The organism is Flavobacterium aurantiibacter, assembly GCF_002251775.1.
GTDB classification, from domain to species: Bacteria; Bacteroidota; Bacteroidia; order Flavobacteriales; family Flavobacteriaceae; genus Flavobacterium; species Flavobacterium aurantiibacter.
This window is the reverse complement of the sequence record NZ_NOXX01000149.1, coordinates 1-12,697: the sequence shown is the minus strand read 5'-3', so window position 1 is coordinate 12,697 and position 12,697 is coordinate 1. Positions and strand designations below refer to the sequence as shown.

Annotated in this window: 4 protein-coding genes; all 4 read right to left on the bottom strand. The window is 42.1% G+C overall.

Features of this window, described 5'->3' with window-relative positions:
* On the bottom strand, nt 1–9,726 hold a 9,726-nt coding region (locus CHX27_RS03445), incomplete at its 3' end, for a beta strand repeat-containing protein (protein ID WP_094485374.1).
* Between the two features lie 257 nt (nt 9,727–9,983).
* On the bottom strand, nt 9,984–10,562 hold the full coding sequence (gene nadD, locus CHX27_RS03440; protein WP_094485373.1) for a nicotinate (nicotinamide) nucleotide adenylyltransferase: 579 nt from the start codon (nt 10,560–10,562) through the stop codon (nt 9,984–9,986).
* 3 nt (nt 10,563–10,565) lie between these two features.
* Nucleotides 10,566–11,159, bottom strand: coding sequence for a guanylate kinase (gene gmk, locus CHX27_RS03435; RefSeq protein WP_094485372.1), 594 nt, complete (start codon nt 11,157–11,159; stop codon nt 10,566–10,568).
* Between the two features lie 16 nt (nt 11,160–11,175).
* A complete protein-coding gene (locus tag CHX27_RS03430; RefSeq protein ID WP_094485371.1) occupies nt 11,176–12,036 on the bottom strand; it encodes a YicC/YloC family endoribonuclease in 861 nt (286 codons plus the stop codon).
* Between the last annotated feature and the right edge of the window lie 661 nt (nt 12,037–12,697).

Sequence of the window (12,697 nt, the reverse complement as noted above, 5' to 3'; positions counted from 1 at the left end):
TGCTGCTACTGGTGTGAAAGTCGGAACTGTTAATGCGTTTACAGTAACTGTAACTGCATTACTGGTAGCCGAACTACAAACACCGTTAGTAACAACCGCGCGGTAGTAACGAGTAGCTGTTAAAGTACCCATTTGCGCAGCCGTTAACGTGGCAGCAGTAGCTCCAGAAATGTTAGCAAAAGCATTGTTATCAGAAGATACTTGCCATTGGATTGTACCTGTATTACCTGTTAAAGTGATATCAGCAGGCTGTGTACCTGTACAAATGGTTTGATCTGATGAAGCAGTACCAGCAACAGACTGGTTAACAACAACGACTGTTGATGCTTGCGGTGAAGAACAGCCAGTTGCGGGATTAGTCACAACAACAGTATAAGTGCCAGCTGATGACGCAGATGCTGGCAATGTTGGATTCTGTAATGAAGACGTAAACCCATTAGGTCCTGTCCAAGAATAAGTAGGTATAATAGGCGTAAAAGTTATACTCTGCCCGTTAACTAAGCTAGAAGCATTAAATGAATACAAATCAGCGATGGTACTACTTGTCTGAACTCCAACAGTTGCGGAAATCCCAGAATCATACAGAGAATCCCCGAAAACAACATCCTGATAAACGAAGTTTATAGCACGTGTAACAGTATTAAGCTGTACTTGAAAAGTAATTGAACCTGTAGTAAAGGAATCGTGTGCTGCATTGGACCACTGAATAATAAATACATCTCCAACCGTTCCTGTTCTGATCGACGCTCCCGTTTGAATGTCTAAATCGTCCCAATAGGGTGCTATAAAAATATTACCCGCAGTATTTGCTGTACTAGGCAGAGCGGCATTTCCGGCAGCAATATCACCTAAACTAGACCCAAGTACCAGAACACCGTTCATACCAACCCGTGCAGTTGTGTAGGTAGTCCCGTTTAAAGTAAACGCAGGTATAGTTAAGTTGTGCTCTGAATCATCTGCCAAAGAGGAGGTCACCGCAGTACCAGTCGATAGAATATCAATGAAACTAACTCCACTATTTGGATTAATAGTAAATCCAGGTAAGGTAACTAATGAAGCCGATAAATTTAAACTAGATCCAACGCAAACAGGAGAATTAGATCCAGCAGTGGCCGCAACAGGCGCAGCGACAGAAACAACAAATGTCGAAGGTGTTCCTGAACAACCATTAAATACTGGCGTAATAGAAAGCGTTGCTGTTCCTGCAATAGGTGTAAAAGATGGAATCGCAGTTACTCCCGTCTGATTTGATAAACCTATAGCCGTACCTCCTGATATATTAAACGTAACACCCGATGGTGTGCCCGTTAAAGAAATCGGGGCGGAAAGGACTCCTGGGCAAAACCTCGGTAACGACGTTACAGTAACCACTGGTCGGAAAACAGTTAGTACAGCACTCGCCGACTGTACATCCGCACAAATTGGAGCATCGTAAACAATTCTATAAAGATACGTACCCACTGGCGTGGCATTGGTAGTAGCAACAGTCAAAGTGCCAGTATCGCCACCTGAGTAGGTAGCACCTGCCGGCGTACCATTTACTACATTAGTCCACGCTACACCATCAGGAGAGTACTGCCACTGTCTACCTGCAATTACACCAACAGCATTAGAGGTGAAAGTCGACGAACCTCCACTAAAACAAACTGTCTTGTTAACAGGATTATCAGAAACTGATATTTGCTGATTGACATTTAGAGCTGCTGAACTAGAAATAACTGATGTCACAGTTCCGGCTATTACAACTCTATATCGAAATCCATTAAGTGCTAAAGGAACACTTGCCACAATCAAAGTAGCAGTATCAACTCCAGAATAGACAGCATCGTTAGTTAATGGTGTCCAAACAGTTCCTGTTCCCGGATTTGACTCCCATTGATACGACACTATATCACCGTTTCCTACTACTGTGTACTGAACATTAGTTGCTCCTTCACAAACGGTAACATCAGTAGGTTGGCTTGTGATACCAGTATCTCCAACCGTCAACAATGCAGCGTCCGTCGTTTTAGTTGAACAGATACCTTGACCCGTAACAACTACTCTATACAAATAGCCGTTGTAACTTGCCGGAACAGCAGTTAATGTTAAAGTAGCTGTATTTGAGCCTGTAGTAATTGCATCATCAACTACTGCTACAAAACCGCTACCTGTATTTACCTCCCACTGATAAGTTAAACCGGTTCCGGTCGCATTCACAGTAAAAGAAGTATTTCCATTTGTTACAACTGCCTGAGAATCAGTATTAGAAACAATCGTAACTGCTTGACTAATAACAACAGTTTGTGGATTTGGCGCAACAGTAACGCAAGTTGCATTAGTGATGGTTGCACCAATCACTGTTGTTCCTGCCGTCAACGCAGTTACAACTCCATTACTGTCTACAGTCGCAACTGACGTATTCGAGGAAGTCCAAGTAACTCCGGGAGTTGTTGTATTAAAATCTAGCGGAGTGCTTTCTCCAATACAAAAAGAATTACCACCACCAGTTATAGGGGCTATGTTAATAGAATTATTAGTTACAGTAACTTGTTCTGTATCTACACATCCCAGCGGTGTAGTTGAAGTTGCAGTATATTGCGTAGTCGCAGCTGGTCTTGAATAAACGGTAATCGTATTTTGACCAGAATATGGCACAGTGGCAGCTACATCTGTAAATAAATCAGTTGTTGGCGACCAAGTAATCGCAATATTACTTGGAGTATATCTGTAAATTCTGCCAGCGGCTGGCGGAGTAGTCAAAGTATTATTTGCAGTCGTAGTACTTGCTGTATTATTTGAAAACGTAATACTACTATATATGGTTGGACTGACAGTAAAACCAGCAGAAGCAGACGACGCAGTACCCATAGCACCGTATCGATATTCAATGACATTAGTTGTTTCATACAACCAAGCTTGCATTACGGAATTCGCTGGAGAAAAAGTCGAACCTGGAACTCTTACATTCCACTCCACTACTAAAATTCGGTTAGGTGCAGATCCCAGTACTCGTGCTCGAACATTACCATTTGTACCAGTTGCCAAATCGTCCCAAAGCGGATAAATTTTAGGTGTATTGGTTGCACTTGTAACAGCATTTGTAAACTGACTAGTAGCAACATTGGTTCCAAATAGCAACCAACCATCTGGAGAAACCGAGAAGTCATTGTAAGTGACACCGGCAAAAACGAACGGGAAGCTGATTTGAGTCGAACTCGCAGTTGGTGTATCATCAACAGCAGAGTCAATAAGTACACTTGCACTACTCATGTCTGCAAGGCTACCACCTGTTTCAGTTGAAAATACATACAAAGGTGCATTAGCCGTTAAGGTACTAACACCATTATTACAAACAGTTAAAGGACTAGCAGTAATAGAACTTATGGTTGGATCTTGAACGTTAACAACTAAGGTAGTAACTGCTTGACAACCTGAAACAGAGTTCGAAGCAGTTAGCGTATAAGTGGTAGTCGTAGCTGGGCTAAACTGCCAACCATTTACAGCGTCTCCCGTTCTATTCGTGTCTGGAGACCAAACATACGTATCAAAACTTCCAGCACCTTGCGTAATGGTGATTAGAGAGGATGCAGAAGATGGACAAACAGATGTTGCTGTAGATGATAACTCGAAATTAGGCGACACATCAATTGTCGCAGTAACAGGAACTCTATCAGAACTGCAAAAATCTCCTAACCTCCAATTATAGAAATTATAAAAATATCCAGCACCAGCAGTACTAAAAGAATTTCCAGTAATAGTCAGTCCAGAAGACGGTCCATAAGTCGCTGCAGCCCCTGCACTATTTCGAAGCAACGTAGCAGTCGACGCAGCGCCAAGCTGTAATCGATATCCTGTACCAGGATTTATAAAAAAGTTTATTGGTACTCGAACTGGTGTTCCTACTACAGTTGCCGTCGAATTAGCTTGAGCCGCAGTTACTGTAAAAGCAGGAGCTGTCTGTAAGAGCGTTCCCGCTGAATCCCTTAGCTCAATTACCACAGAACCTGCAGTGGTTGGAAATACCTCTACGTCTACAAGCACTGTGCTTTGAGTCGCATCAAAAATCATATAAGATCCTGTGAATGATGTTCCAAAGGCTCCAATCGAAGGATTGGCAGGACCAAGATTAGGTGCGAAAGCGCCTGACCTAGCTGATGCATAAAAAGTTGTGGTTGTTGGAAGAAACGGCGTAGTAAAATCATTACCTGTGGCAAGAGGTGAACCTCCAGTTGGTGAATCAAACCAATCTATTACAGTTGCTCCATTTCCAGATGCCGATAAAGTCACAGACCCTGGACCGCAGCGATTAGCAGGCGTTGTGCTAGTTACCTGGTTTGTGAAAGCAACAGTAACCACACTTGACGGTACCGGAGTTCCAGCACAAGAAGATACTAATGCACGATATTGAGAGACAACTAACGGAGCAACGGTTGCTGTTGCGCTTGTAGCTCCAACAATATCATTCCAAGTTAAACCAGAATCAGTAGAAACTTGCCACTGGTAAGTTAATCCTTCACTGGTACCCAAATTGTTCACATTACCAGTTAAGCTTAAATTACTAGATTGACCAGCACAAATAAAATTGCTGCTTGCCACCGCAGTTGTTGCAGGTGCAATATTACTAACAATTGAAACAGTAACAACAGACGACAATAATGCATTAGTACAGCCTGTTGTTAAATTAGTGTACGATAAAGCGTAGCGCGTTGTTTGCGTTGGATTTACCGTTTGCGAAAACAAGTTTGTACCCGATGCAAACGTTACAAAACTAGATGCATCGTAAGGTGGAGTCGTTGAAGCCGACCAAACTGTTGAATAATTTGAAGGCGGCGTAAAACGATAAGCAAAGGGAGAAGTAATAGGATTTTGTGGATTCGTGCTGGCAGCGGTACCAGAAGCATAAGCCAAAGTACCAATAGTGCCATTTCCATTATTAATACCTACTAGCTTGTTTCTATCAACATTTGTTGAGCTAGTAACATGAACCTCAACAACACCTGTAGTTTCATAAAAGATAGCTTGTGCGGTACTGAATCGAGTATCGCCAAACTCCTTAACATTTTCGAAACTAACAACAAATCGTCGGTTTGGGGTTTCACCTTCAACCCAATAACGTAAAGCACCGCCATTAGTACCTTCTAAATCGTTATCCATTGCCAAAACAGCAATCATATTGAAAGGTTCACCAGTGCTTGGAAGTGTGGTAAATGCAAAATCTGAAACATTAGCAGAGGTTGCAGTCCCCATAAAAACGGTTCCATTTGTACTTATACTTACCGAAGAGTAGGTAGTTCCAAAAAAATTAAAGTTAAAGCCTATCGGAATATTGCTCCAACCTGCATCATCTAAATCCGATGCATCATCAAAAGACAGGTTTGGCGTAACATTTATTACACCGCCATTTACTAGAGTTACAGCAGATGATGGCGCTGCTAAAGGAGCATGTGGTATTTGAGAACTAGTAAATGTACCAGCAGCTAAATCGGAAGTAAGTATAGCAGAGCCTGTTGCACAAACTCCATTCACATTTGAACTCAGAGTAGCTAAAGGCAGAGGGAATACGCTGATCGTAAAATCTCTTACAACTGGTAAACAACTTGGATTAGCAACAGGAGTTCCAGTAACTCGGTATTTCGTCGTAGCTGATGCAGCGTAGGTTAAAACGCCGTTAACATCAGAAGTAATTGTTCCAGGTCCTTCGACAACCGACCAAACATAAGTCATAAATGGATCATCGGTAGAAGAAGCAGTAAGAACCCCTGTTCCACCAGTACCACAAAAAGAAGTGTCACCGGTTGGAGTGATGTTTATTTGGGGAGGAGTATTAACAGTAACTGTAACCGGTACACGCGGAGAACTTTCGCAAGTTCCAACCACTTCTGTTACAAAGAAAGTAGTTGTCGTACTAATGGAAGTTCCATACGTATTTGCTGAACTGGCCTGTAAAGGACTGCCTCCCGTTGGGTTGGCATACCATCTGAAAGTTGGGGTCGCTGCCCCGCTAGTTGATGTCACAGATGCTGTAGGAATGCCCGGCCCACACTGTACCGAATTCGAAGCAGTTGGTGCACTCGGTAGCGGTAAAACAGTTATGGTTGTCGCCGCAGTTCCTGAACAACCTTGAGCATTGCTAAAAATAGCCGTATATGTTGTAGTCGTAGTTGGGTTGATCACCAGAGGGTTTGTGTTTCCGACAGTAGTTGTACCGTCTGACCAACTAAAATTCGATAAATCTGCCAAGGCAACTCCATTAAATGAGAATCTTGGACGCAGAGAATTGGTTGTATTCGAACCAAACGAGGCAGCATTAACAAACCCACATAAAGTACCCGGGGAGGTATTGTCCGATCTACCGATAGCACTACAGGTAAAGGAAAGCGTGTCAGCAAGCATAGGTACTGTTGTTGTCGAGCTAGCATCAGGTACTTTACTCCAACAAAAAGTAACCACAACATTAGACACTCCATCCCATAAAAATGGCGTTGAGAAATTTAATGTATTAACTCCGAGGGTTGGTGAATAAGCACCATTTGTTCCAGATCCCGAGAAAACGCTTGTCAAGTTTGAACTAACCATCGGAAATGCCGCAACAGAATTTGAAGTATTACCCATACTAACATTAAATCCTTCGTAACCACTGAAAGCCAGGGTCGTTTCAAAACTCAAGGAAGTAATATTACCACGGCTCAAGCCCGCACTAGTTAACTCAGAAGCTCGTATTATGTACTGTGTTTTTTGACCACCCCAAAGACCTGAGAAAAAGGTACCCCCAATTGTTGAAGAGGTTGTTCCACCAAGACCCAATGTTCCGCTCATGGGAGCACTAAAAGCAGCAGTTAAAGTAACCGGCTGTCCAGCGCAAACGCTTGAAGATGTTGTGGTTACAGTTGGATTAAAGCCTTCAAAGGGCGCATCTTTGTAAGAGTTACCAGATACCTGTGAATTTAATCCAATAGAATTAGTTGCAAAAACACTCCAGCCAACAGAAGCATTTACTGGCGTGGCTGCTGGAATAATACCTTCCCAAATGTTGCCCCCAATGTTAGTCATTGCAATTGGACTTTGGTTTACGCCATTGAAAGCATATCGAATTTGAGCAGATGAAATAGTTCCTGAAACAGTTGTGATAGTTGCGGAAATAGTTCTACTAGAAGCAACACATTGATTTGCTGCCGGACTAATATTTAAAGCCGTAATCGATGGAGCTGGAGATACTCCAGAGAATTCGTCAGCACCTACATCTGGAGCAGAAGTACTTCTCAAGTCTCCCGAAAAATCATCTGTTATCCCTGAAACAGGAGAACCACCGCTCTCTAATTGAGTTGCAACGGACGGATCAATCAACAAGAAGTTATTCGACGAACCCGTTGTACTTAAAAAAGTTGGTGCTGTTGAAAACGAGAACGAATCGCGCGGGCTAACTCTTGTTTGATAAGCCGCTATGCTGGCGTCTGTATTCGTCCCGTCAGTAAAAATGCTACCCGAAGAGAAAAATGAATTATTATTTGACGCCGACGCATAAGAAGTTAGTGTAGTTGTAGATCTTCTATGGGCAACAGTCAACCCTGTACCGTTTGCTGTCGATGTGTTTACAAAAATATTGTTTCTTAAGTTTACTGTTGGTGTTGTTGAAACAGAAATTGCACTTGAACCAAACAAAGCTCCTGTACTAGAACCATTTAAGAAAACCGTGTTATAAAAAGCATTTACTGTAGTTCCGCCTGAAACATTAATACCTACAAGAGGATTCACTGCATTCGCTGCTGGCGTTCTTAAGTCTCCTATGATATTGTTTGCTAAAGTAACCGTTGTCCCCGAAGTAACAGAAATTCCATTAACTGCGGAACTAGCACCTGAGCCTAAAATATTATAAATCTTATTTCTAGACACCGTTGTATTCGAAGCACCACTTACAAGTATCCCTGTGGCTGTTGCCCCAGTTGTTGACAATGTATGGACAGTGTTGCCAGTAATATTTATGGCTGTTGAAGTATTCGAAGAACTAATACCAATGACGGTGCCACCAGTTCCTGTTGAACTTAAATTACTGACCAAATTTGAGGCTACCGAAACAAGGGTCGCTATATTTCTAGTATCACCTAAACTTATACCCGTAATAGCAGCCTGTCCGGTTATATTCGTTACCGTATTATTTGAAAGAGAAGATGTTCCACTCCAATACGGAAATGTCATAGCAGTTACTGCGGATGTACCGGCAGTCCAATTACTTAAGGTGTTTCCAGACACTGTTCTAGTTGGACTTCCACCTGTAGCTCCATCATTGTAAGAAAAACCTGTCAATGAAGAGGCGCCTGTAACTGTGATATTAGAAAAATTATTGTTTTGACAGTTAGACACAGCACCAGTGGGCGTGAATCCACCATCTGTTATCAAAGTTGTACTTCCAGCTGCGCTTCGGGTAAAAGTTCCGACAATGGAATTTCCGTTAACAGTCTTTGTTGACGACGCTGATGGGCCTGTAAAACCTATATTAATGAAGGTAACCGTTCCGGTCGTACTCAATGTAATATTACTAAAAGTATTTCCGTTAACTGTCGTAGTTAAATTAGTACTTAACAATGAGATAAATGTTACCGCAGCGGTTGGCGACGCAACAGTATGACCAAAATTGCTAAAATCGTTATTGCTGATACTGACAACACTAGTGGTGCTTGCAGACCCTTGCGGATATGTAATACCATTAATAGCGCCTGAAGTTACACCTGACCTTAGGGAAATTGAATTATTACCAATTGTATTTGTGAATGTTCCAGTAGGCGTAGCTGAAGCTAACGGCACTTGAATACCATTAAGAGTTCCACTAGTTACACCTCCATTTGAGCTCGTAATAGAATTATATGAAACATTAAAACCAATACTATTTCGAATTAATATACCATTTGCACTTCCTGAAACATTTGAATAACTTGAAAAAGTCCCTGTGGTACCAAAATTCGAAATTGTATTGGCTGTCCCTGCACTTGATCCTCCAATATCTACACCTGTATTCATATCAGCTGCAGCCGTAGGACCAATTACAACGATTCCATTATTGACGTTACTGACAGAGTTACTGTAAATCCTAAGATTATTGTTTCCACCAGCCGTCGTTGTAGCTGATACCGCAGTAGTCACTGCAGTAGCAGAGTGCGTTGAATTTGCATAGATACCAAAAGTGTTTTGGTAGTTTCTGTTTAAAGAAATCGTGTTTCCCTGAATTGTTACGTTCTGCGAACCATTCGTAGTTGACGCATAGAACAACGCAACCCCAAACTCAGTCATGTTATTGGCCAGTGCCCCAGTAGTTGTGTTTGCAGCATTTTCCGTCATCACAAAACCGCTGATGGTAATAAAATCACCACCAATAATTTTAATGATCGCATCGTTTAAAAGACCAGACGCCTGCGGTGTTCGAGCTGTTAAAGTAAACCCACCACCGTTTAGAGTGATTGTATTTGTCGCTGTTCCCGACGCCGTAATGCTATAACCACCCAGAGGGGCAGTCTCATTAGCTGTGAGCGTGATAGAAACCGGCGACGTTATAGTCGCAGCATTTAATGCAGTAATAGCCGAAGCTAAACTAGGATAAGTTGGATTTAAGCCAGATCCACCATTAGTTGTAACTTGGGCACTACTTGCAAAAATACCAAAGACAAAAAATAAAACCGAAAACAAAAGCCGGTTTAATTTCGTCGTTTTGAGTCCATATCGCAACGAACTCAAAAGATTGTAATTTTTACACATAGTTTATAATTAATTAATAACGGCTAAAAGTAGAAAAAAAAGTTAACAATCGTAAGATTTTAAAGAAATATCAAAGTATAACATAAAATGTTTTTCTATAAAAAGACTAATCACGGCGCTTTTTACAGAATTTTGCGCAAAGTCGATAATTAAGACCGCTAAACTCCTCGAGCTCCAATGTTATCAATATGTTAAGAAAAAAGGCTTTGCGTTTAATTTAACACAAAGCCTTAACAAAATACTAACTATCTAGAAATTTACTTCCTGTAAAACGCGTTTTTTTCTAAATAATCAAACACTTCCAAAGGAACTAATGGTCTGATATTCTTCCCTTCACGCAACATCGAACGAATCTGGGTCGCCGATAATTCAATAATCGGTGCATCTACCCAATGAACCGATGTCGGATATGCACCTCTATTGATATCTGTATCTTGAACTCTCGGATAAACGTAAATCGAATAGCGCTCCAATAACAAATCGCCATTCTTCCAAGAATGAATCTGACTCAAATTATCCGCACCCATAATCAAACTAAACTCGTGCTGCGGAAACTTGTCTTCTAAATGTGCCAACGTATGTATCGTGTAATTGGGCTGCGGCAACTTAAACTCGATATCGCTCCCCTTGATTTTATGGTAAGATTCCGTCGCCAAACGAACCATATGCAAACGCTGGTAATCGTCGAGTAAGGTCGACTTCTTTTTATGCGGATTGTGAGGCGTAACCACAAACCACACCTCCAGCAAGTCGGTATGCTCAACCAAATGATTGGCAATTATTAAATGACCTATATGTATGGGATTAAACGAACCAAAAAACAAACCGATTTTCATAGCTTACAGCTCCTCCGAAGCTTGAACTAATCGCAAAAAATCCGAAACCAAACGATATGCATCCGTCTTGGCGTATTCCAAATCGTAATTTTTCAAAACTACGTCGAAATCTTTCGCTGCTTCCAACTCTCTGGTAGCCTTTGCCAAACGCATGGCTATCTTTTCTTCCGATTCTGTCTGGCGGTTGCGCAACCTGCGCTCTAATTCTTCAACCGAAGGCGGACTCACAAAAACGGCCAACGTCCGATCCGGAAACTGCTGCTTGATGCTCAATCCTCCTACCACATCAATATCAAAAATCACATGCTTGCCCGAACTCCAAATGCGTTCCAATTCGCTTTTCAAAGTCCCGTAAAAATTATCTTTATAAACTTCTTCGTATTCCACAAAAGCGTCTTCTGCAATCTTTTGCTGAAAAGCTTCGGCCGATAAAAAGTAATAATCCTGACCGTCGATTTCATTTCCACGCTTCGGACGAGAAGTTGCCGATATCGAAAAATCCAAATTCAATTCCTTCTGCGAGAGCAAATAGCGAACAATCGTCGTTTTACCTGAACCCGACGGCGCCGAAAAAACCAAAAGCTTACCCTTTTTCATCATTTTTTACTTGCTGCTACAACACATTCAAAATCTGTTCCTTTATTTTCTCCAATTCATCTTTCATCTGAACCACCAAACGCTGCATGCCCGCATGATTCGCCTTCGATCCCATCGTATTGATCTCTCGACCCATTTCCTGAGCGATAAATCCTAACTTCCTGCCGTTTGCTTCCTGACCTGCTAAGGTTTCTATGAAATAATTCAAATGATTTTCTAAACGAACTTTCTCTTCCGTGATATCGTATTTCTCTAAATAAAAAATCAACTCCTGTTCAAAACGATTCTCATCTACTGCTTCTTTAAGTTCGGCCACAGCAGTTCGCAAGCGCGTCTTTACCGTCTGCAAACGTTCGCCATCCAAATGCAAAGCCTCATTCATCAAAGTCATAATGTTTGCAATCCGATGTAAAAACTCTTTCTCCAAAGCCACACCTTCCGATTTGCGAAAAGCAATCAAATCATCCATCGCTTCGTTTGCCAGCTGCGCAACGGCTTCATACTCAATCGCATCTATGTCCTCACGCTCGGTCTTTAAAGCTTCGGGCATTCGAACAGCCATTTTCAACAACTCAATCGTATCCTCGGTATGGTACACTTGCTTGAGTTGCTCGACATAAAGTTTCACAATGGGCACGTTTACTTTGGCAGGCGCTACTTCAGTGGTATGCTCCAAATAAATATTGAAATCTATTTTGCCACGCTGTAAGGAACTCGATAATTTATTGCGTAAATCGAGCTCCAGCTCGCGATATTGCTGCGGAACACGAACGTTTAAATCAAGTCCTTTGCTGTTAAGAGATTTTATTTCTACGGTTATCTTCTTGCCGTCAAGTTGTGCACTTGCCTTGCCAAAGCCCGTCATCGAGTGAATCATAGGTGCTGTAAAAAAGAGCGTAAAGATAACAATAATAGCGCGTTTATTTCGGTAACTGTTTTCTTTTGGGCAATGCGCCGCAAAATGCCACTTCAGCTAAAATCAAACCAGCGGCGCCCGCGCTTTTGCTGCAACTCCTCGCGCCTGCCGATGTCGGCGCTGTGGGGTTTCCGCGCCAATCGCTATTGCGGAAACGAAACGTCCTTACGGGAAAAATCCGTCTGGGAAAAGAGAAACTAGAGACGAGTTCCAATGGCTATCGTGACAGACTTGGATGAATTCACCACTTTACGTATCGTTTTTGGAGAAGCTAGTCCCGATGGCTATCGGGATAGACACGAGTTCCGATAGCTATCGGAATAGACTTCGCAACGTTCACCATTTTACGTATCGATTTACCCTACTGAACCCACGTATTGTGGGTGCCTGAGCTTGTCGAAGGCAAGAAAATTATTTTTGGAAAATGACACGTTCTGTGTTTTCCTCAGCGGCGTCGTATTCAGCAAGATTCGGTGTGGTTCAGTGTTTTCTGTGCGCTTAAAAAGCTGGTACGTGAGCTTGTCAAAGGAAAAACATTGTGTCCCATTGTGGAAAACTTTGTGAAACATTGTGCTCACTCAACGCCTAAGCCCATCGAAGGTTGGTGCCTGAGCTTGTCGAA

What these genes read in the sequence shown, in the direction of transcription:
- nadD (WP_094485373.1), bottom strand. Translation starts at nt 10,562, where the DNA reads ATGAAAATCGGTTTGTTTTTTGGTTCGTTTAATCCCATACATATAGGT.
- gmk (WP_094485372.1), bottom strand. Translation starts at nt 11,159, where the DNA reads ATGAAAAAGGGTAAGCTTTTGGTTTTTTCGGCGCCGTCGGGTTCAGGT.
- CHX27_RS03430 (WP_094485371.1), bottom strand. Translation starts at nt 12,036, where the DNA reads ATGATTCACTCGATGACGGGCTTTGGCAAGGCAAGTGCACAACTTGAC.